Source organism: Psychromonas sp. 14N.309.X.WAT.B.A12, assembly GCF_030397575.1.
Classification (GTDB): Bacteria; Pseudomonadota; Gammaproteobacteria; order Enterobacterales; family Psychromonadaceae; genus Psychromonas.
Genome location: NZ_JAPNXS010000010.1, coordinates 156,228 through 178,081, shown reverse-complemented (window position 1 = coordinate 178,081; position 21,854 = coordinate 156,228). Strand labels below are relative to the sequence as shown.

Below are 21,854 nucleotides of genomic sequence, written 5' to 3'. Positions count from 1 at the left end.
TAGCTAGGGGCGAATGATACGCCAGTATCGGTTTATGAGCGGGCTAAGCTCCGCGACGACGCGCCTCATTAAACGAATCCTGTTGATTTACATCGAGAAGGTACTCTTATGTCTAAAATTCGACTATATCTGAGTCTATCGTTATTTATATATCAATTGACGACACATCTTTTAAGGGGCGCTGGCTTCAGCCTGCAGTTGTTTGTGTTGGTTTTTAGGGATTTATCGAGTATTGATTGGTTAATCGCAGTTAATCATCGTATTCGACGATTAGTCTCTAGGAATAAACGTTCCAATATTGAATTGCATAGATTAAAAAGCGAAACCTGCGAATTATTGTTTGAATCTTGTCATCTTCTTAATTGTGCCCGATAGTTTCAGCATCAACATTTCTTGATTAGTATTGATATCAGATAATTAGAAAATGTCTATTTGGTAATAGCAACTTAAGCATTTAAACAATGTCTTATTATTCATTACTTCGTTAATACGTTATTAAACATAGGCTTATTTTGCTAATTTTTAAATTTTTAGTAGATAGTATTAGGCTTTATAGAATGATCAAGGTATTAATGTATTGGTATTAAAGGGTACTTATATTGATAAGGAAATAGTTATGAAATCACTCATGCTCAGTCTAGTGGTTGTTTTATGTTTATTGATTACAATGACTTTTTTTGAGCCTCTTAATCAAAATACTGATACACATGCTGTTTCTCAAAGTATTAGTAACCAAACTATTATTGGCAATGCATTTAAACAAGATGCTGCTTTGATCCGCAATACCTATGAATCTCAGTTATATACCTTATCTGCTTTCAAATCTGGCCACTATGGGCTGAGAATGTACCGTCAAAGCTTAAATGACAAGTATGCTGCTGCGATATGGTCTGACATGGCACGTGTAGCAAGTCGCTTAAATTACTTTAGCAGTGAAGTGCATACACCTGAGCAAATAATTGACTATTCAGCAAAGCGTATTAATAACTACTTAACCGATGTAAGTGAACGAAGCGTATTACGTTATCAGGTTACAAAAGCGATACCTGAATATTTGTACCTTGGTGTTGATTTATTAGGGTCTATGGCGCGCGCAAACGAATATGGTTTAAAGCATCAACAGGATGCTAAGTTAAGAGACATTATACGTCGTTATAACTTTACTACCTATGCGACCAATCCAGAGATGATAAAAGCTTGGGCTGCACAGTTAGCTAATCAAGTATACTGGTTAAAGCAACTAGGTGAGCAGGATGTAACTGAAGAATTTATAGAGGCATTCAGAGAAACCTATCCAGATCATCAAGATCAGCAATTATCTGAACAACAGTTAATTAACAAAGTGTATGGTTTAACACATATTATCTTCGCCGCTTCGGCATATTACCAACATCCAATTAAAGAAACTGACTTTCAATGGATCTATGATTATTATCGAAACAATATCGACATGATTATTAAGCGTACCAAAGAGGATGTAATTGCAGAAGTTGGTATTAATTTTTTACTCGCCGGTTTGGCTGATGATCCTGTGGTGCTTCAAACACAAAGTGTTATCCAAAAAGCATTAGATAGAGAGCATGGTTTAGTGCCTTCTGTAGATGGAGAGTTTGATCTTAAAAAAGGAGAGCACCGTAATGTGTTAGCGATTATGTTATTGGATTGGAGGGGCGTACATCAAGCTCCAACTGTAAGTGCGCAGCCAGATCTGTTTAACTCTGTTCCTTATGGCCTTGTGCCTAAGTAGCCTCCGTAACGACTATTTTTAATAAAGGTTTATATGAAATACAGTTTTAATGTGGAAGATGCAGGGCAAATATTTGTAGGTGCATTTGCATTAGCAGTTCCGGTTTCTTTTTCAGAAGAGGCATGGCACCTTGGCGAGACATTACCTACAGGTAACTTGTTAATGTTATTGTCGTTATCAATTTTATTTTTAAGTCTATATACCTACCATAGTGTTTTTCAAACCAATATTCAGCATAGACGCTTTGTTTTTGTCTTTCGTATTGTGATCGCTTATTTAATGACTGCGTTTGTAGTTGCACTCGTATTGCTATGCCTCAATAAATTGCCATTCATTGATTCCCCTTGGACTGCCATCAAACGTATTATCGTTATCAGTATGCCTGCATCGATGGGGGCAATCGTCGTAGATAGCTTTGATAAAGAGTAAGGAGCTTTTATCACCCTTACTCTGTTGATTTTTTACCAGGGGATACTTTCTCCTTTCCAATCTAGGAAGCTAGCTTCACCATCTAGTTGGGTGTTCGCTACGATATCAAATAATTGAGATGCAACAAATTCACTAGTAAACAATTTACCTGCCGGCACATTTTTCTGAAATGGTTTGGATAAAGGACTGTCAGTTGTACCCGGATGAAACGAAATAAGTTTGATATTTTTAGCGGTTCTAGCAAGTTCAATAGCTGCTGATTTTAACAACATATTAGTCGCAGCTTTAGAAGCGCGATAGCTATACCATCCACCGATTTTATTATCAGAAATACTAGCTACTCTTGCAGAAAAAATAACAATTTTACAGGTTTGCTTTCCAGATAAATATGGGACCAGGTTTTTCAGCCATAACATAGGCGTGATGGTATTGGCATTGATAACCTCTGTAAAACTATCCACATCAAATGCCTGTAAGCGTTTCTCAGGGGTAATATGTTTGTTGTGTAATAATCCATGACAGATAAAGACATTGGTAATCAGTGTTTCTGCATCTTCCTTAATGTTATCAATGGCCTCATTAATAGAATGCTCTTGATAATCGACTAAAGCGATGACTTTACTGTTATGGAATAGAGGCTGTTGATAAAAGCTAGGATCTCGAGTGATAACAATCAGTGCGTTGTCATTTTCATGTACTGTTTGCAACGCTAATGCTTTCGCTATTTCACTATTTGCTCCGATGATTAATGTCGTTGGGTTTGCCATAACAGGTTCCTTGTTCACAGTGTTTAATACCTATACCAAAACGTTGGTAAATAAAGTTGGAAATGGGCTGACGATATCTAGCGACTAACAGATAAACTTGATGCGAAAGTGGCCTAATAATTGGCCATTGTAGTGGGGCAACTAACCAGCCTTTACCTACTAGTGTCCATGCTCTGTGCGTGACATCTAAACCTAGTAGTATTTTTCCTTTATATTGCCCATGTAAAATAGCTAACCCTTGTTCAATGTTGATCTCAGGGTATATTGTTTTAAAATCTTCTTGGTGCAGATCTACAAGTAGGATTTGATTATCTTTGTCCTGCTCCTTTAACCTTTGCATCTCTAAGGTGCATAGCGGGCATTGCCCATCAAAGAAAATAGTGAGTTGTTTTGTATTCATTTTGAAGACTCTATTTCATGGAGTGGAATATCTGGTTTTGCATAACTTAACCGGCTTAATCGTTGGCTACTGTGGTAACTATCTAACCCTGAAATAGTGACCGTTTGTAATGCTTCTATATCAATATAACCATCTTTTTCAATCACACTTTCTTCGCATAATACATCGGTAATTTCACCAATCACCATTTGCGTATTGTTAAGTGGAATAGGCATTATCTCTTTTAATTTAACCACATATTTTAAATTGCTTTGTTTAACAAAAGGGACGTTATCAATATAACCGCACTCTAGCCCTGTCATATCAAACTCACTGTCATCTATCGAGTAACGTGCTGATGTTTGATGTGCTTGTTGGTAAAAAGCCTCAGAGACTTGATTAATTGTATAAGTCTGAGTTTCAATAATATTATCTAGGGTATGTCGTTGACCAGTGTCAGGACGCATAATGAATCCAACCAATGCAGGAGATGCACCCAAATGCACTATTGAACTGAAGATAGCAACGTTCGTGTTACCTTGATTGTCTTGTGTAGCAATTAAGTTGGCACTTTTAAAGCCCGATAAGCTATTAATAAATCGAGCTCGATACCGTGAAGGCATCTGTTTCATGTGCTGTTGATTAAAATGTTGAATAGCGATACCAAGCTCCTAACCTCTGTTTTAATAATTAAAGATACGTTTTTGACTCAACTTAAGATCTACTGCTTATAAAATTAACACAATGTTATGCTACCGTGAGGATTGTTCATGGAGTGAAGTAGGTAGAATAATGAAAAAATTTTATACGGTTATAGTGCTCTCATTATTAATCGCAGTGCCTTTGGCACAAGGAAAGGCGGTTACCACAAGCCCGTTAGACTTTGCCCAAGTGACTTATGTTAAAGCACTTCAAAGTGAACAAGGTAGTTGGTGTTTTACTACTCAGGTGCAACATAATGATCAAGGCTGGGAGCATTATGCTGATGCGTGGCAGGTAGTGGATATGGAAGGTAACGTATTAGCGGAAAGAAAGCTGGCTCATCCTCATGATAACGAGCAACCTTTTACACGCAGTTTGTGTGAAATTAACATTAAGACTAATGTGCATAAAGTAATGGTACGGGCAAAATGTAACGTACATGGTTGGGGTGGGAAAACGGTAACAGTGAATTTATTAAATGATGTAGGCAAAGATTTTAAGGTTCAAAGAAGTCAATAATTAACCCTATAGCTAACAATTTAGCTATAGGGTTAATTAAATTATCTAATGTGTGGCTATAAAAGGCTCTACAATTGCATTGTCTAAACTGTAAGACATAGTGATTTTTTTTGTGCCATCTACAAGGTATAGATCTTTCACCTCTGGTGTAATTCGTAAAGTGCCTGTTATTTTGATTGGCATGTAAGGCGAGCCTGCCGCAACGGGGGTTTTGGCTTTGACAAATATTAATTGGTTTGCTGGCGGTACCGGTTTGTGCGAGCAGGCACCAATCGTCGGTACCAATAAAAACTCAGAAACTGTCCCTTCATCAAACTCAAGCGCTAGCATATAACCGGCCATTTCAATTTCTCTATCTGCTAATAGATCATTGGTGATTAATGCTGCCTTCTCGCGTTTTTTTATAATGATTTCGCGTTGTTCAAACATATAATCAATATCGACATTCTCGGCTATTAATTGCGCCTTGGCATTTTCTGCTTCTTGTAACATCTCCTCAGTTAATTCGTAATCTGGGTAGAGACGTTGCATTTCTGAAATACGTCCATACACGGATAAATTATATAACTGATCATCGGTTAGCTCTGCAAAAGGGTCTTGATAAGGTTCTACTTTACCTTCTAAATCCTGCCAACCAATTTTCATTGGCTGAGCTTGAACCATTGAGGTCAAGCTCAGCAATAAGGTGATTAATAATAGCTTCTTCATAATTTCCTAAAATTTAATACTCATCCCATCTGACAATGAATATTTATAAATCAACCATCCCGGAATAAATGCGATAATCAATGCACTTAATTGAATGATGGCTAAAATAAACAAATCGTTAGACGTTAGCATATTGATCTCTAAATAGAACCCGTAATAGCTTGCTAAGGGGGCCTGTAGCGTAAACAGCAGTAGATACAGTAATGCAACACCTAGTAAAATACCAGCAAAACAAACAAAGCCAGCTTCTCCAATAATTAAACCAAAGATGTGGCTAGGTCTTGCACCTACAGAGCGTAATATTGCCATTTCTCTTCGGCGCTCATTTAGACTCATTAAGATAATACTCAGCATACCTAATAGTCCAACTAGGACAACAAAAGCTGTGACTATATTCAATGCCACTTCAGCAAGACTAAAGAATTGCCATAGTTCTTGTAGCGCGACAGCTGGAATAATCGCAGATAATGGTTCTGCTTGGTAGTTATTGACGTAACTTTGCATACCTAAAATAGCTTGGGGTGAAGTTAAGCCAATAAAAATAGCATTAATCTTTTCTGGTTTTATTTTTAATAAACGTGCAATACGTTGGTCTTGTGTATCTTGATGACTGTGCTCGGCATGTTCCTCATGAGCTACTTCATCATGATGTTGGTGTGCGTCATGGTCGGCATGTTTCTCATGATCTACTTCGTCATGATGTTGGTGTGCGTCATGGTCGGCATGTTCCTCATGAGCTATTTCGTCATGATGTTGGTGTGCGTCATGGTCTTGATGGTTATCACTTGGTAGAATCTGTTCACCTGGTAGAGCGCCAAAGTGACCGTGATTATCCGTGTGCATCGCTTCCATTGCTTCTAATGAAATAATTAAAGTTTGGTCAATTGCAGTAAAAGAGGGCGCAAGGATGGCACTAATATAAAAGGGAATATTGTCATGATGATGACCTTCTATTTCACCGCCACCATGTGTCACGATAACTTGATCCCCAATCTTGTAATTTAGTTTTTCAGCAACTTCAGAGCCAATAACAACAGCAAACATATCATCATCAATTGCCCCTCGCTCTACACTTAAATGTTGTTTATTGGCAAAGCTAAAGTAGTCATAAAAAGTTAAATCAGTGGCCATCACTGTATAACCTTTGTGAGAATCTCCCATCGAAATTGGTACAGCCCACTCAACGGCTGGTGATTGACTGATCTTTTTGTAAGTACTGTATTTAATTGTATTAGGGGTATTACCGATATGAAACACAGAGCTTAATAATAATTGAGAGGATGCACCTCTAGAACCGATGATTAAATCAGTGCCTGAGATACTTTTCATAAAACTGCTATTAGTTTCTGTCTTTAACGTTTGTACGCCTAATAACAAGGTAACACTGATCGCAATTGAAAAGAGAGTAATGAAAAAAGTCAGTTTACGGTTAAGTAAACTTTTAAAAGCTAATGATAAAATAGCCATTACAAAGCCTCCTTATTGCTAACCTGATTGAGCTCTTGAAGATTCATATGATGAGAAAAATGGTGTTTTAATGTGGCATCGTGGCTAACAAAAATTAACGTGATGTTTTCTTTTTCACATTCTTCAAATAATATTTTAATGAATGCTTGGCGGTGGTCATTATCAAGCGCAGAAGTTGGTTCATCAGCAATAATAATATCAGGGCTACCTAGCATTGCTCTTGCTGCAGCTACACGTTGCTGTTGCCCTACACTTAACTCATTCACGCTGCGTTGTATTAGTTTTGTATCATTAATCCCTAGTGCAGACAGCAAACGTATTGCTTCTTTTTGTAAACTACCGCTATGACTTAATGCTTTTTGTTTACGGTCTGGAGAGAAGGTGCAAGGTAAGGTAATATTTTCTAAGACACTTAAGTAAGGGATAAGATTAAATTGCTGAAATATAAATCCAATATGATTTGCTCTAAAACTATCTTTTTGACTTGAAGACATCTGGTTTAATGATTGTCCAAGTATTTCAACATCGCCACTTTGAGGAGTGATAACACCGCCGAGTAAATTTAATAATGTACTTTTACCGCTGCCACTAGGACCTTCAATAAAAAGGTGTTGTCCTTGTTCAATGCTAAGTGCATCGATACTAATAATCGGCTCTTTTTGCCAAGCAAAGCGTAAGTTATTTATATTGATCATATTTTTCTCGTTTGTTTTGAAGATAGTCAAATATCACTTTGTTACAATATAACAGTTATCTTGTTATAACATAACAAAATTTAAAATTCCTCAAGGATACTGCTATAAGCAAGGGGGAGGTTAAATAGAAAGCGAAGATAATTGGTGATTCTCTATGTTAAATAATCTGAAATTTACAATATTTTTTGAGTAAGTAATTGAATAATAGATCTTAGTCAAAATCATTAAGTAATACAAAATAATCACTTTGTTTGAACTTATAGGACGTTTATACTGAATTTAATCGCACAAGTATTAACCCACTTGTCGCTAATAACCCATAAATTTATCAAACCATTGTGAGAGTATTTTATGTCAACTACAGCATTAACGAGTGAACAAATTAGTGAACTAGCTCAAGCACTATCAAGTGCACGTAAAGAGATTCGTATTGTAGACGGTTTTCCTGGACCAATTCCAAGTACGCTAAAAGAAGCTTACCAAGTACAAGACGCCTCTATTGAAGCTTTAGATCAAGAAATTGTTGGCTGGAAAGTAGGCATGATTCCACCTGATTTACGCGATACATTAGGTGATGTACGTGTATTGGGCCCTGTTTTTAAAGAAGTACATATTGAATTAACTGAAAAACAAGCGACGGGTGAAGCGTTTGACTTGCCTGTCTTTGCTGGTGGGTTTATTGCCATTGAACCTGAGTTAGTGGTAGAAATAAACCAAGAGATCAAACCTGGTAGTATCAATACTGCTGATGGTGTTACTCATTTAGTGAAAGCAGTTTATGCCGGTATCGAAATGGCAAGCAGCCCTGTGATTGATTTAAATAGCTATGGTCCAACGGCTATTATTTCAGATATCGGTAACCAATATGGTGTGATCGTGGGTACTGAGATCGAAAACTGGGAGAATGCTATTACTACTATGGAAACAAGCACTAGCATCAATGGTGAGTTAATTAATACAGCGCCGACCGATGGCATTCTAAATGGTCCAATGGCTGCATTAGCCTTTATGATTGACTGTTGTGCTGAGCGTGGAATTACACTTCCTGCTGGTTCAATCTGTAGTACTGGTGCAATTACTGGTGTACACGAAGCATTAGTGGGCGCAACGTCTACGGTGAAGTTTGGTGATGTATGTGAAATGAATTTCACATTAGTAGATAACAGCAAAAGCTAAAACACTAACCGAATAAAGAAACTAGTAAAGCGATCTTATTAGATCGCTTTTTTTATGTCTTGATCATGGACTATTAATCATTACCTAACAAATACTGCCACTTTCAAAATCAATATCTTGCTTATTTTTTACAATAGCCTGTGCTGCCGCTGCTAAGCCTTCAACAATCAAGTCTAAAGATAAAGTTGGTTTAGATCCGTCAATTGCTTGCTCAGACATGAGAGGGATATGCACAAAACCATGGCCAATATTAGAGTTGCGTAGATAATGTTGCACACCATAAAAAAGATGGTTACATACATAAGTACCTGCAGTGCTTGAGACCTGTGCGGGAATACCTTTATCTTGGATTGCTTTTGTCATTGCTTTAATCGGCAAAGTTGAAAAGTACGCCGCCGGTCCATCTATCACTACCGGTTGATCGGTCACTTGATTACCTTCATTATCTGGAATTCGATAATCATCAAGATTAATCGCGATACGTTCGGGAGTAATTGCAGCGCGACCGCCTGCTTGACCTACAGTCATTACAAAGTCTGGTTTATGTTGTTCAATGGCTGCAATCACAGTATCAATGGATTTTTGATGAACAACTGGCACTGAACAGGTAATAATCTTTGCCCCTTCAATCGGTGTGTTTTCCAATCGTGTAATGGCTTCCAATGCTGGATTGATTTTATCTCCACCAAAAGGTTCAAATCCTGTAATAAGTATGGTTTTCATAATTAACCTTAGAATGCTAAAAAGTAGATAAGGAGGGTATTAATGGCAAGCATTAATAGTGCAGGGAAAAACTGCATATAGATCACTTGGTTTTTGTTTTTTAATTCTAATAATGCAGCAGGGACAATATTAAAGTTAGCCGCCATAGGCGTCATTAATGTACCGCAGTAACCAGATAGCATACCAATGACACCAATGATGATTGGGTCGCCAGATTGTTCAATCATTAATAATGGGACCGCAACACCAGTAGTAATCACCGCAAAAGCTGCAAATGCATTACCCATAATGATAGTGAAGAGAGCCATACCGAAGGTATAACAAAGTACATAAGCGAATAAGTTACTGTCAGGCACAATCTCTTTCACTATTTGTGACACAGTATTACCAACACCTGCCTCACCAAATAAATAGCCTAATGCGGCTAAAAATTGCGATAAAATAGCTGCCCAGCCAATTGCATCAATAAGACGGCGACCTTCATGTACACTTTGTTGTGCTTTGCCTTTAGTGATCATTAATGCAACTATCAATGCAAGTAAGGCGCTGATCCCTAAACCAATTAAAGCACTGGTTCCGGTCAATTTAGACCACATGATCGTACCAATAGGCACGATTAACGCAGGAATGAACATTTTATTTTTTAATTTATCTGCGCTGGATTTTCGAAATGCAGGATCAGAGTGGCGATAGTGCCCAATTCCCATAAATCCGCCTGCTGCAATAAGCGTTAAAGCCAATACCATTAAACCGATAAACCAATCAGGCAAAATAGTACCTAAAATAAAGGATAAGCCGTAAATTAACCAAAATAATCCAGTACCTATACGTTTACTGTTACTGGTATCAACGAAGGTTTGTAGTGAAAAGGCAATTAAGAGTAAGCCTGTTGCTTGATATACATATTCTAACATTGCTCTTTCTCCACTGTTGTACGGGTATTCTCGATTTGACCTTGCTGCAACTTAGCAAATATAAAGAAGATAAATATGGAGGCAAAGGTGGTAGGCAGGGCCCAGTAATACATATCATCTAATTCCATTGCATAACCGCTTTCATTTAATACACCTTTAATAAGTAATAAACCGCCACTACCAATAAACAATAATTGGCTAAAGAAATTAGCAAAGTTTTCACTCATTGCACTAAATGCCCTAACGCGTAAGCGATCTTTAACAGGTAAGTCTGGAGCATCTGTTACAGCTGCAGCCTCCGCCATCGGTGCGATTAATGGACGAACCATAGTTGGGTGCCCACCTAAACTTAATCCAATAGCATTAGTGAATTTACGTAGTAACAGGTAACTCAATGTGACTTTACTGACAGATGAGTTTTTCATGGAGGAGATCAGTGCTTCAGCTCGCTCTTTTAAGCCGTAATGCTCTAATAAACCAATCATAGGTAAAATAAGTATAAATAATGACATGTATCTATTCTTAGTAAATGATGCGCCTAATATAGATAGAATCTCGATAAGGTCTAAATGAGCAACTAAGCCTGTCACCACGCCCGCCACTAAAATCACCAATAAAGTATTAAGCCTTAAAGCAAAGCCTATTGTAATAATAGCAATGCCTATCAATGGCCAGAAGTCGATCATAATATTGTCCCTAATATAAAGTATTTGTCGGTATTCAAAGTTCAAGTTTGAATTAGGTTTTAATTTGAATTCATTTTAAACGCAAAGTGAATGCAAATTGTATTCTGCATATACTGAGCCAATATTATTATTTGTCATAGATCTTTTTTTGATCACGATAAATAGATGCTTGAGTGGTCACAAACTTGTTATTTAAAGAAAATCATTGATCAAAGAAACTTATTGGCTGCACTAATTTGGGACTTTATGCACTATTTTGGTTTGTTTTTAAGTCGCGGAGGGAACCATTAATTTAATATTTATTTTTTTAAAAAAACGATCAAGAAAAATAAAAAAGTAAATTTAATTATTTATAAACAATAGTTTATGTTTTTTGGTTGAAGGAGAAAGTCAAGGTCAAGTATCAATTGTTGAAAATGGTACGAACCATGCATTTTACGAATCATAGGATATATTGAATGTAATTTACACGTAATATGTATTTACATTAATTTTGTAAGTTAATAAAGGATAAGGATGATCTATGAAGCAATTTATTAAAGTGGCCGCATTAACGTTGGCGGTATGTACTTCTGCAACAGTAAACGCAGCAACACGTTGGGATATGGCAACTCCTTATGTTGATGCAACACATCACACACAAAATATCCGCCAATTTGCTGAAGAGGTAAAAGCCGCAACAGATGGTGAGTTCGAAATTATCGTACATGCTGGTGCTTCTTTAATTAAACATAAAGAGATAGCAAGAGCTGTACGTACACAGCAAGTACCGATTGGTGAAGTATTTATCGGTATATTAGGTAATGAAGACCCTATTTATAAATTGGACAACCTACCATTTTTAGCCACAAACTTTACACAAGCTAAAAAGCTATATGAAGTTTCTAAATCAGCGCTACAAGCTAAATTAGATAAAAAAGGGATGATGCTTTTGTATTCAGTACCTTGGCCTCCACAAGGCTTATATAGTAAAGAGCCGATCAATAACATCGACGATTTTAAAGGTGCGAAACTACGTGCTTATAGTTCTACATTATCGCGTTTAGCTATTTTATTAAATGCTTCGCCAACGACTGTACAAACTGTTGAAATTCCACAAGCTTTCTCGACAGGCATTATTGATATGATGATCACTTCACCAACAACGGGCGTGAGCAGCCAATCTTGGGATTATGTTAATAACTACACGGACGTGCAGGCGTGGATCCCTAAAAATATGGTGATTGTTAATAAACGTGCATTTAAACGTTTAGACAAATCTTTCCAACAAGCATTATTAACTGCGGCGGCAACTGCTGAGCAACGTGGTTGGGAGATGGCTATTAATGAAACGACTAGCAAAACCCAAGAGCTAGCAGCTAAAGGAATGAAGGTAGTTGAGCCAACACCTGAACTAATGGGATCACTAAAAGCAATTGGTGATGATATGGCCAAAGAGTGGGCTGAAGAAGCTGGAGAAGAAGGTAAAGCACTATTAAGTGAGTACCACTAAGAAGTCACTTTTATGATGATAACTATCCAGTTATCTTCTTAGCTAGGGATTAGCGAACCTAACCCTAGCTGTATTATTAAGATCATAGGAGTTAGCGCTATGCGTTCCTTTTTAGATAAACTTTATCTCTGTGCCGGTGCATTATCAGGTATATGTATTATTGCCATCTGTTGTATTATTTTGGCCCGCGTTATAGGTCGCTGGCTTGGTATTGAAGCTCCTTCTAGCGATGATTTTGCTGGATTTTTATTAGCGGCAGCCACTTTTTTAGGGTTAGCTTACACCTTTCGTGAAGGTGGACATATCCGCGTAAGCCTTTTTACTTCTCGCTTGCCTGCAGTAGTTAATAAACTTATTGAAAGGGTCATTTTAAGCTTAGGCTGCGGATTAATTTTGTATTTATGCTGGCAACTGATCTACTTAGTATATGAATCATATATCTTCGATGAGCTTTCTTCTGGCTATATTGCTGTGCCACTCTGGTTAGTACAATTACCATTAGCTGTAGGAATGGTTCTTTTTAGTATTGCTATTATTGACCAAACTATTTGTCATCTGTTGTTTGATCAGCCTCTTCCAAAGTCTGAAGAAGAAGCGCTCAGTGAAAGTGCGCCTATCGACCTTAATGAATCATCAGTCGCGGAGAGTAAGTCATGAACGAGATAACTATTGGATTCATATTATTAGGTGTTTTATTTGCGTTGCTGGCGAGTGGCTTTTGGATTGCCTTTACTTTAATTGCCGTTTCATTTGCAGGATTAATGTTACTAGGTAATGACAATTTTGGTTTGTTATATAGCACTTCAACCTGGGGGGCTGTCTCTGATTGGTCATTGGCTGCATTACCCTTGTTTATTTGGATGGGAGAAATCCTATTTAGAACACGCTTATCAAAAGATTTATTTGAAGGATTAACTCCTTGGTTAAGCCGAGTACCGGGCCGATTACTACATGTTAATATTTTAAGTTGTGGCATTTTTGCTGCGGTATCTGGTTCATCAGCTGCAACAGCGGCTACTATCGGGAAAATGACCTTACCTGAATTAAAACGTCAAGGTTATGATGATAAAATGGCAATCGCGACATTAGCCGGATCTGGTACCTTAGGCTTGTTAATTCCACCTTCAATTATTTTAATTGTTTATGGTGTCGCTGCTGAAGTGTCTATTGGTCGTTTATTTATGGCTGGTGCGTTACCCGGCATTATGCTGGTTATTATGTTTATGGGTTATACCGCGTTTTGGGCTATGCGCCAAAAAAGTGATAAAGTTCAGCAAACAATACACTACTCATGGGCACAAAAGCTGCGTTCATTAGCGCGTTTAATTCCCGTTAGCGCATTAGTTATTTTCATCATTGGCTCTATTTATGGAGGCTTAACCACACCAACAGAAGCTGCTGCTTTTGGTGTACTTGGCTCCCTAGTCCTAGCGCTTAGTAGTCGATCATTAAGCTTAAACAGTTTTATTGATAGTTTAATGGGAGCAGTTAAAACCTCTTGTATGATCATCTTTATTCTTGCTGGAGCCGCTTTCTTAACCATGGCAATGGGCTTTATTGGTTTGCCTAGAATGCTAGCCGAGAATATTGCATTATTAGATCTCTCACCTTATATGCTGTTATTTTTAATGACTATTATGTTCGTCATTCTTGGATGTTTCCTAGATGGTATATCTGTAGTGGTATTAACTACGTCAGTGGTGCTCCCTATGGTGATTGAAGCAGGTATTGACCCTTTATGGTTTGGTATTTATATCGTATTAGTGGTGGAAATGTCTCAAATTACCCCGCCAGTTGGTTTTAACCTATTTGTTATTCAAAGTTTAACCGGACGAAATATTTTCTTTGTTGCTAAAGCGGCATTACCTTTCTTCCTATTATTAGTTGCCGCAGTGTTTATAGTCACTGTTTTTCCTGAGATTGTTACTTGGTTACCAAACTCAATGTCGAGAGGATAAAAAATGAATAAAAAACCAGAATATGTCCCTATTTTATCATCCGCTCACTTAGTGGGTAAAAATGGACAAGCCCTCAGTGAGTTTGAATATGGTTTAACCATGGTCAACAATGCTTTCCAACGTTGGATGCAGTCATGTAGTAATGCTTGTGAGCAACATAACTTAAGCCCGTTAGATAATTTAGTTATCCATAATATATTTCATAGAGAGAGAGCAAAGCGTATTACCGATGTTGCATTTACTTTAAATATAGATGACACACATAACGTCTCTTATTCTGTGAGAAAGTTGGTAAAAAGTGGCATGTTGACTCATAAAAAGTGTGGTAAAGAAACCTTCTACAGTGTGACAGAGGCAGGTAAAAAGTATTGCTTAGAATATGCAGCAGTGAGAGAGAAGTGTCTTATTCAAGCATTAGAGCATCTTTCTATTGATGACTCGTTAGGTGAAGTGGCAAAACTAATGAGAACCTTGTCTGGTGTCTATGCACAAGCCTCAAGATCGGCTAGTTCTCTTTAAGGCTAGATAAGGAGTCAGTGATGCTTATAAATTGTGATATGGGTGAAAGCTTTGGTATATGGGAGTTAGGTCAAGATCAAGTGATTATGCCTTTTATCGATATGGCGAATATTGCTTGTGGAATGCATGCTTCTGATCCCAGTGTTATGTTGCAGACAGTTCGCAATGCTAAAGCACAAAATGTGCAAATTGGTGCTCACCCTGGGTATAACGATTTACAAGGTTTTGGCCGTCGCTTTATTGAAATGCCATTGGATGAATTACAAGCTTTATTTATTTACCAGCTTGGTGCATTACAGGGCATTTGCCAAAGTGAAGGTGTACAGCTTAGTTATGTGAAAGCGCATGGCGCTTTATATAATGCGATGATGAAATCCGATGCTATCTTTAAGGCATTAATTGAAGCGTTAGCTAAATACGATGCGACTTTACCTTTTATGGTCATGGCGGTCCCTGATTATCAACGTTATCAAGAGATGGCTAGGCAGCATAAAGTGACTCTTTTATTTGAAGCCTTTGTTGACCGTACTTATCAGCAGGATGGTCGTTTGACACCAAGAAGTCAGCCAGGTGCTTGCCATCGTGATTTACAGTCTATCTGTAAACAGGCGATACGTTTGGTCGAACAACAAAGTGTGTTGAGTATTGATAATGTCGAAGTGCCTATTAAAGCTGATACATTATGCATACATGGCGATGGAGCACTCGCTGTTGATGTAGCGAAAGCGTTATATCAACAACTTAAAACTACAAGTGAAAGCCGTGAGAATGTTTCATGAAAATTAATTTGGTCAATGAAAACAGTGTGATCATTTATTTTTCAGATACCGTCAGTATAGAAACAGCTGATCGTATTGCTTACGCTTGTCACTTGTTACGAAATGGCCTTGCGACAATGTTATCGGATATTGTCCCTTCCTATACGTCTATCTTATTAAGTTGTAATTTACGTAAAACAGGGCTGCAGGGGTTTGTATTAGCAGTGAAAAGAGTGCTTGAACAAATAGAGGCGCATAACGTTGACACTCCTGCTGCAAAGCAAATCACCTTACCCGTTTATTATGGGGAAGAGGTCGCACTAGACTATGCAGAGATCAGCGAACATGCTGGTTTGCCTTTTTCAGAAGTGGTAAAGCTACACACCTCTGAATGTTATCGTGTATTTGCCATTGGTTTTGCCCCTGGTTTTGCTTATTTAGGTAATACACCTGAATCAATTACTATGCCTCGTAAAATGACACCGAGAGCAAAGGTACCGAAGGGGAGTGTTGCTATTGCAGATCAACAAACCGCAGTATACCCACGCTCATCGCCCGGTGGTTGGCAAGTTATTGGACGCACTCCAGTGAACTTATTAGACTTTTCTCAAGATAATTTAAGCCAGTTCTCGGTTGGCGAACATGTGCGTTTTGAAGCGATTGACCGTGTTACTTTTCTCGCAATGGGTGGCGAGCTGTAACGTGAATAAAATGGAAAGAGTATGACATTACATATTAAACAGGCTGGTGTGCTGAGCTTGTTACAGGATCTTGGTCGTTATGGTCATCAAGATGTTGGTGTAACACCAGGCGGCCCGATGGACAGCCATGCATTTCATTGGGCAAATAAATTATTAGATAACGCTGCCAATGATGCACAAATAGAGATAACCATGGGGCCTTTTCAAGCCTATTTTCAAGCAGAAACTACTTTCAGTGTTTGTGGTGCAGATGTTGAGGCAAAGCTTAATGGACAGGTCATTTTTCCTTGGCATTCATGGCAAGCAAGTCCGGGAGATTTTTTAGAGTTAAGTTATCCGAGTAAAGGATTACGTAGTTATCTTGCGGTTGCTGGTGGATTTCAAATCACCGAAACACTGGGAAGTATGAGTAGTGTCATGCGTGATCAGCTAGGTGGTTTAGATCAGCAGGGCCATAAACTGAGTGATGGTGATGTTGTTCCGTATCAAAGCATAAAACGTCATTACACTCGTACTGTACCGAAACAATTTACTCCTGATTTTAATAACGTCATTAGATTGGGAGTATTACCAACTTACCAATTTCATGAGTTTAGTGAGTCTGCTAGAACAACGCTTTTTAATGAGTTATATACCGTCACCCCTGAGATGGATAGAATGGGGTATCGTCTTAAGGGAAAAGCTGTTGAGGTTAAACAACAAAATTTCATTTCAGAAGGTATTGCACTTGGCGCAATTCAAATCCCCGCAAATGGACAACCTATAGTATTAATGCGAGATAGGCAAACCATAGGCGGCTACCCGAAAATAGGTTGTATCTGCCAACGCGATTTAAATTTATTAAGCCAGGCAACACCAGGCACTAAGGTGCAATTCTTCGAACAAGACCTATATCAAGCCGAAGCCGAACTACAGCAAGTACAACAATACTTTTTTGAGGGGGATTAAAAGCGTAAAAGTAAAAAGAAGTAGATCGTTATATATTCTTGATAAAAGCGATTAATTTGCACAGGTTAGTCTCATGAGTGGGTAAGCTCTGTGCATACTGCCAGTATGAGAGTCATCGCACACGAGTATCGGCTTAGATGAGCGACACGAAGTAAAATATCCCACACCAGCAAACGTTAATAATTAAAATGAATAAAAGAGGCTGGAAGAAATCAAAAAAAATAATTTATATTCCTTTTGGAGTAATATGAATGCGTTATAATGAACCTTAATTTAAGCGTCATTATTAGCGGTATTAAACGCTTTATTAAGAAAATATTATTATTTGATATGAACTTACTAGAGAAGATAGGGTCTTTTATTGGCCATAGATTATTTGATTAAAAGTCAAATTCGATTACAATCTAAATTAAGAGTTAATCTTTTAGTTATATTAAAATCATTTTAAAAATAGTGACTTATAAAATTATTTTGTAAACTTTAATATACACATCGATTATGAACAATAAGTGAACAAACAATAAAGGTGTCAGTAATGTTAAGTTCAATGATAATAACATCGCTTATGTCTTTTGCTGTTTCTGCCTTTCTATTTTATTTCTTCCATCCTAAAGCAATTCAATTTGGGCTTGTTGATAGAGCTGACCATCGTAAATTACATAAAGGTAATATCCCGGTTATTGGCGGACCTGCGATTTACATTGCGTTAGTGTTTGCTTTGTTCATGAATCAAAATTTCACGCCAGAAATACTCGCTTTTGTTTGTTGTGCAGGTTTTTTAATGCTGCTAGGGGTTATTGACGACAAAGTTAATTTGAAAGTTTCATTGCGCCTCTTGTCCATGATGTCGATTACTGCTTTTCTTTACTATTTTGCAGATTTACAAATCTTATCCCTCGGTAATTTATTTGCGTTAGGAGAGGTTGAATTAAGTAGCTTTGGATTACTATTTACTATCATAGTGGTGATTGGCGTGATCACTGCTTTTAATATGGTTGATGGGGTAGACGGTTTATTAGGGTGCTTAAGTATTATCAGTTTTTCAGCGATGGCGTTGCTATTTGCGGTTAATGGACAGTTTCACCTTTCTTCTACTTGTGTTTGTTTTATTGCCGCGTTAATTCCTTTTCTAATGTGTAATCTATCCTTATTACCGGGTAATCGCTACAAAGTATTTATGGGCGACTCGGGTAGTTTCTTTATTGGCTTTACCATGATTTGTTTGCTGGTGGCTGGTAGTCAAGAAGCTATGCATATTGATGATAATACCCCCAAAGCCATTGCATTTATCGCTTTTAAACCAGTTATTGCATTATGGTTAATGGCTGTTCCAGTGATGGATATGATTGCTAATATTATTAGACGACTCAAGAATGGTCAGTCTCCATTTCAAGCCGACCGAGGCCACCTACACCATAAATTGCAAGATATAGGTTTATCGGACACTCAAGTACTGATATTTATTTCTTTATTAGCGCTGCTGACCGCTAGCATTGGTGTTATTGGTGAAGTCACCAATGCCCCAGAAGTGGTTATGTCGGTATCTTTAATTATTTTATTTGCGACATACTTTCATTTCTATTCTCATAGTCATAAAGTGAGCCGCATAATTCATGGTTTATTTGGTAATAAGGCAAATAGCGTCAACTAAATTCGGTTCACACATGTTATCGGCTTAGGTTACCCACTTCATAAGAAAGGTTTTGTTATGCATTATGATATTTTTAACGGTGATGCCGACGGTATTATCTCGTTAATTCAACTTCGTTTATCCACTCCATTAAATTCCCAGCTTGTTACTGGCGTAAAACGTAATATTCAATTATTAAAAAACGTTTCAGCTGAAGCGCAAGATAGTTTTACTGTTTTAGATATTTCAATGGAAAAAAATACTCAGCCTTTACTGGACGTTCTAGATAAAGGAGCGGAAGTATTTTATGCCGATCATCACCGTGCTGGTGATATTCCTGAACATAGTAACCTAACAGCTTTAATCGATCTTGATGCCAATATGTGTACCGCATTGATTATTGATCAGCACTTAAATGGCCAATTTCACGACTGGGCTATTTGTGCGGCTTATGGCGATAACTTAATTGCAAAGGCGGATCAGTTATCAGCCGCTGCAGGTTACAGCAAAGAGCAGGCAGAACAGTTAAAAGAGTTAGGTACGTTAATTAACTATAATGGTTATGGTGCTGATTTAACGGATTTGCACTTTGATCCAGCTGAGCTTTTTCAAGCCTTGTTAAAATACCAAAGCCCATTTGATGTATTTGCAGATAAAACATCACCCTATTACGCATTACAAGCTGCATATCAAGATGATTTAGAACAGGCATTAGCGATTCCTGCTATGCATAGTAGCGATACATTAAGCGTGTTTGAGTTACCAGACCAAAAATGGTCTCGCCGAATCAGCGGTGTATATGGCAACTTGTTAGCTAATAAAGGCCCTAGTAGTGCATTTGCAGTATTAACTAAGAATGCGCAGGGCGGATATTTAGTTTCATTACGCGCACCTTTAGAGAATAAACAAGGTGCTGGTGATATCTGTAGTCAATTTGAAACGGGTGGTGGGCGTGCTGCCGCTGCCGGTATAAACCATTTACCACTTGAGTCGCTATCTGTATTCATTAATACAGTCGAAGATTATTACCGTTAAATATGTCGTGGATACAGCAATATCGGACCTTGGCTACTCCTTATGAGGTGGCTTTAGCTATAAAATCGCGGAGTTTGTTGATTTGTGTCTACTTTTATTTAAAAGTAACGGTATAGTCCATATTGATATAATAATTATAATTTGATGTTTGTTAAATTTTGAGTATAGAGAGAATATAAAATGAGAAGAATAGCGGTAGCAGGGACAGGATACGTTGGCCTTTCTAACTCAGTTTTACTTGCTCAACATAACCAAGTGATCGCGGTAGATGTTGTAGCAGAAAAAGTTGCGTTATTAAACGAGAAAAAATCACCTATTGTTGATGTTGAAATTGAAGATTTCTTAGCAAACAAAACACTTAATTTTACTGCAACCTTAGATAAAGAACTGGCTTATAAAGATGCTGAGTTCGTTATTATTGCAACGCCAACAGATTACGATCCAGAGACGAATTATTTTAATACGTCTTCCGTGGAATCTGTGATTAAAGATGTTATGGCGATTAACCCAGACGCAGTCATGGTCATTAAGTCAACAGTGCCTGTTGGCTACACTAAAAGTATTAAAGAAGAGCTAGGTTGTGAGAATTTAATCTTTTCACCTGAGTTCTTAAGAGAAGGGCGTGCATTATACGACAACTTGCACCCATCACGTATTGTTGTCGGTGAGCGATCTGAGCGAGCAGAAACGTTTGCGGGTTTATTAGTAGAAGGTGCAATCAAAGAAGATATTGATGTACTTTTCACTGATTCAACGGAAGCGGAAGCTGTTAAGCTATTCTCTAATACTTACCTAGCACTCCGTGTAGCTTACTTCAATGAGTTAGATAGCTATGCAGAAGCGCATGGTTTAAATAGCCGTCAAATTATTGAAGGTGTTAGTTTAGACCCGCGTATAGGCAGTCATTACAATAATCCATCTTTTGGTTACGGCGGTTATTGTTTACCTAAAGATACTAAACAGTTACGTGCTAACTACGCAGATGTACCTAATAACATTATTGGTGCAATTGTTGATGCTAACTCAACACGTAAAGACTTTGTTGCAGACTCTATTATTGCTAAACAACCTAAGGTAGTGGGGATTTACCGTCTTATTATGAAAGCGGGATCTGATAACTTTAGAGCATCAAGTATTCAAGGCATCATGAAGCGTATCAAAGCCAAAGGCATTGAAGTCGTTATATATGAACCTGTATTTGAAGGCGATGACTTCTTTAACTCAAAAGTGGTCAAATCCTTGGAAGAGTTTAAAGCAATGTCAGATGTAATCGTATCTAACCGTATGGTAGACGAGATCAAAGACGTCTCTGATAAAGTATATACGCGTGACTTGTTTGGTAGTGATTAAGCTTAATTAGAATACAAGTAACTATTTTAAAAGCCGTTGTTGAATAAACAACGGCTTTTTTATTGGTGGAAAAAACTATTAATGAACACTACAACACGTCTTTTAAGGGGCGCTTGGCGAATTAGGCGATAGCCTAGTGCAATGAGCGGATGAGCTCTGCGATTCCTTTTTTTAGCCTGCAGTGTTTTGTTTTATGTGTTGACTTTGGGCTTACTGCTTCGTAAAAGTGATTTAGGAAACTTTAAATCACAACACAAAAAAGATCTGCAGGCTAAAGCCAGCGCCCCTTATATTAGACTTCGTCTAATCGCTGTCGCTGCTTTTTTGCATTTATCTACGGATATTACGAAGTATGTTTAGAGGTTTATTGTTTACCTAACACCCACTAAAATTACAACACATTTTTTAAGGCGCTGTGACAATTAGCCGGTAGCCTAGGGCAATGAGCGTATGAGCTCTGCGATGCCTTTTTTAGCCTGCAGTGTTTTGTTTTATGTGTGTTGACTTTGGGCTTACTGCTTCGTAAAAGTGATTTAGGAAACTTTAAATCA

At 37.8% G+C, this 21,854-nt stretch carries 23 protein-coding genes; 14 read left to right on the top strand and 9 right to left on the bottom strand.

Annotation, left to right across the window (positions count from 1 at the left end):
* The first annotated feature begins 616 nt into the window (after window positions 1–616).
* Entirely contained in the window at window positions 617–1,747 is a 1,131-nt protein-coding gene (locus OW492_RS13750) for a DUF3541 domain-containing protein (protein WP_290040768.1), read from the top strand.
* Between the two features lie 33 nt (window positions 1,748–1,780).
* The gene (locus tag OW492_RS13745; RefSeq protein ID WP_290040767.1) at window positions 1,781–2,176 is read left to right on the top strand and encodes a DUF2391 family protein; all 396 of its coding nucleotides are present in this window, start codon (window positions 1,781–1,783) and stop codon (window positions 2,174–2,176) included.
* A 32-nt stretch (window positions 2,177–2,208) separates the two neighbouring features.
* Here OW492_RS13745 and OW492_RS13740 read toward each other — a convergent pair whose 3' ends face one another.
* The 3 genes from OW492_RS13740 to OW492_RS13730 are packed head-to-tail and all read right to left on the bottom strand — an operon-like array spanning window position 2,209 to window position 3,945.
* Entirely contained in the window at window positions 2,209–2,943 is a 735-nt protein-coding gene (locus OW492_RS13740; protein ID WP_290040766.1) for an SDR family NAD(P)-dependent oxidoreductase, read from the bottom strand.
* Window positions 2,906–3,343: a DUF393 domain-containing protein gene (locus tag OW492_RS13735; protein ID WP_290040765.1), complete on the bottom strand. Its 438-nt coding sequence runs from the start codon at window positions 3,341–3,343 to the stop codon at window positions 2,906–2,908. Before OW492_RS13735 ends, OW492_RS13740 begins: the two co-directional genes overlap by 38 nt.
* On the bottom strand, window positions 3,340–3,945 hold the full coding sequence (locus OW492_RS13730) for a flavin reductase (RefSeq protein ID WP_290040764.1): 606 nt from the start codon (window positions 3,943–3,945) through the stop codon (window positions 3,340–3,342). The genes OW492_RS13735 and OW492_RS13730 overlap by 4 nt, the downstream gene beginning before the upstream one ends.
* Before the next feature lie 169 nt (window positions 3,946–4,114).
* On the opposite strand from OW492_RS13730, the gene OW492_RS13725 reads away from it, so the two are divergent.
* Complete coding sequence (locus tag OW492_RS13725) at window positions 4,115–4,543, top strand: hypothetical protein (RefSeq protein ID WP_290040762.1); 429 nt, start codon at window positions 4,115–4,117, stop codon at window positions 4,541–4,543.
* A gap of 45 nt (window positions 4,544–4,588) precedes the next feature.
* Here OW492_RS13725 and OW492_RS13720 read toward each other — a convergent pair whose 3' ends face one another.
* Genes OW492_RS13720 through OW492_RS13710 form a run of 3 tightly spaced genes read right to left on the bottom strand, consistent with a single transcriptional unit; the run spans window position 4,589 to window position 7,413 of the window.
* Window positions 4,589–5,251: a DUF3299 domain-containing protein gene (locus tag OW492_RS13720; protein ID WP_290040761.1), complete on the bottom strand. Its 663-nt coding sequence runs from the start codon at window positions 5,249–5,251 to the stop codon at window positions 4,589–4,591.
* A gap of 6 nt (window positions 5,252–5,257) precedes the next feature.
* Window positions 5,258–6,718: an ABC transporter permease gene (locus OW492_RS13715; RefSeq protein WP_290040759.1), complete on the bottom strand. Its 1,461-nt coding sequence runs from the start codon at window positions 6,716–6,718 to the stop codon at window positions 5,258–5,260.
* Complete coding sequence (locus OW492_RS13710) at window positions 6,718–7,413, bottom strand: ABC transporter ATP-binding protein (RefSeq protein ID WP_290040757.1); 696 nt, start codon at window positions 7,411–7,413, stop codon at window positions 6,718–6,720. The genes OW492_RS13715 and OW492_RS13710 overlap by 1 nt, the downstream gene beginning before the upstream one ends.
* Window positions 7,414–7,764: 351 nt before the next feature.
* Here OW492_RS13710 and OW492_RS13705 point away from each other — a divergent pair, with 351 nt between their 5' ends.
* Window positions 7,765–8,589, top strand: coding sequence for a fumarylacetoacetate hydrolase family protein (locus tag OW492_RS13705; RefSeq protein ID WP_290040756.1), 825 nt, complete (start codon window positions 7,765–7,767; stop codon window positions 8,587–8,589).
* Between the two features lie 84 nt (window positions 8,590–8,673).
* On the opposite strand, the gene pcp is transcribed toward OW492_RS13705, so the two are convergent.
* The 3 genes from pcp to OW492_RS13690 are packed head-to-tail and all read right to left on the bottom strand — an operon-like array spanning window position 8,674 to window position 10,912.
* Window positions 8,674–9,312, bottom strand: coding sequence for a pyroglutamyl-peptidase I (gene pcp, locus OW492_RS13700; protein ID WP_290040755.1), 639 nt, complete (start codon window positions 9,310–9,312; stop codon window positions 8,674–8,676).
* 8 nt (window positions 9,313–9,320) lie between these two features.
* A complete protein-coding gene (locus tag OW492_RS13695; protein ID WP_290040754.1) occupies window positions 9,321–10,226 on the bottom strand; it encodes a DUF979 domain-containing protein in 906 nt (301 codons plus the stop codon).
* Window positions 10,220–10,912 carry a DUF969 domain-containing protein gene (locus OW492_RS13690; RefSeq protein ID WP_290040753.1) on the bottom strand — a complete coding sequence of 231 codons (693 nt, stop codon included), beginning with the start codon at window positions 10,910–10,912 and terminating at the stop codon, window positions 10,220–10,222. The genes OW492_RS13695 and OW492_RS13690 overlap by 7 nt, the downstream gene beginning before the upstream one ends.
* A 523-nt stretch (window positions 10,913–11,435) precedes the next feature.
* On the opposite strand from OW492_RS13690, the gene OW492_RS13685 reads away from it, so the two are divergent.
* The 10 genes from OW492_RS13685 to OW492_RS13640 all read left to right on the top strand — a co-directional run bounded on the left by OW492_RS13685 (window position 11,436) and on the right by OW492_RS13640 (window position 21,303).
* Window positions 11,436–12,404: a TRAP transporter substrate-binding protein gene (locus OW492_RS13685; RefSeq protein ID WP_290040751.1), complete on the top strand. Its 969-nt coding sequence runs from the start codon at window positions 11,436–11,438 to the stop codon at window positions 12,402–12,404.
* Window positions 12,405–12,503: 99 nt separating this feature from the next.
* Window positions 12,504–13,061: a TRAP transporter small permease gene (locus tag OW492_RS13680; RefSeq protein ID WP_290040749.1), complete on the top strand. Its 558-nt coding sequence runs from the start codon at window positions 12,504–12,506 to the stop codon at window positions 13,059–13,061.
* Window positions 13,058–14,362, top strand: coding sequence for a TRAP transporter large permease subunit (locus OW492_RS13675; RefSeq protein ID WP_290040747.1), 1,305 nt, complete (start codon window positions 13,058–13,060; stop codon window positions 14,360–14,362). The genes OW492_RS13680 and OW492_RS13675 overlap by 4 nt, the downstream gene beginning before the upstream one ends.
* Before the next feature lie 3 nt (window positions 14,363–14,365).
* Entirely contained in the window at window positions 14,366–14,881 is a 516-nt protein-coding gene (locus tag OW492_RS13670; RefSeq protein WP_290040745.1) for a winged helix DNA-binding protein, read from the top strand.
* 20 nt (window positions 14,882–14,901) lie between these two features.
* The gene (locus OW492_RS13665; RefSeq protein WP_290040743.1) at window positions 14,902–15,660 is read left to right on the top strand and encodes a 5-oxoprolinase subunit PxpA; all 759 of its coding nucleotides are present in this window, start codon (window positions 14,902–14,904) and stop codon (window positions 15,658–15,660) included.
* Entirely contained in the window at window positions 15,657–16,340 is a 684-nt protein-coding gene (gene pxpB / locus OW492_RS13660) for a 5-oxoprolinase subunit PxpB (protein ID WP_290040741.1), read from the top strand. The genes OW492_RS13665 and pxpB overlap by 4 nt, the downstream gene beginning before the upstream one ends.
* A 21-nt stretch (window positions 16,341–16,361) precedes the next feature.
* The gene (locus OW492_RS13655) at window positions 16,362–17,288 is read left to right on the top strand and encodes a biotin-dependent carboxyltransferase family protein (protein ID WP_290040739.1); all 927 of its coding nucleotides are present in this window, start codon (window positions 16,362–16,364) and stop codon (window positions 17,286–17,288) included.
* A 535-nt stretch (window positions 17,289–17,823) separates the two neighbouring features.
* On the top strand, window positions 17,824–18,939 hold the full coding sequence (gene wecA / locus OW492_RS13650; RefSeq protein WP_290040738.1) for a UDP-N-acetylglucosamine--undecaprenyl-phosphate N-acetylglucosaminephosphotransferase: 1,116 nt from the start codon (window positions 17,824–17,826) through the stop codon (window positions 18,937–18,939).
* A 57-nt stretch (window positions 18,940–18,996) separates the two neighbouring features.
* On the top strand, window positions 18,997–19,953 hold the full coding sequence (locus OW492_RS13645; protein WP_290040737.1) for a DHH family phosphoesterase: 957 nt from the start codon (window positions 18,997–18,999) through the stop codon (window positions 19,951–19,953).
* Window positions 19,954–20,133: 180 nt separating this feature from the next.
* Complete coding sequence (locus tag OW492_RS13640; RefSeq protein ID WP_290040736.1) at window positions 20,134–21,303, top strand: nucleotide sugar dehydrogenase; 1,170 nt, start codon at window positions 20,134–20,136, stop codon at window positions 21,301–21,303.
* The last annotated feature ends 551 nt before the right edge of the window (window positions 21,304–21,854 follow it).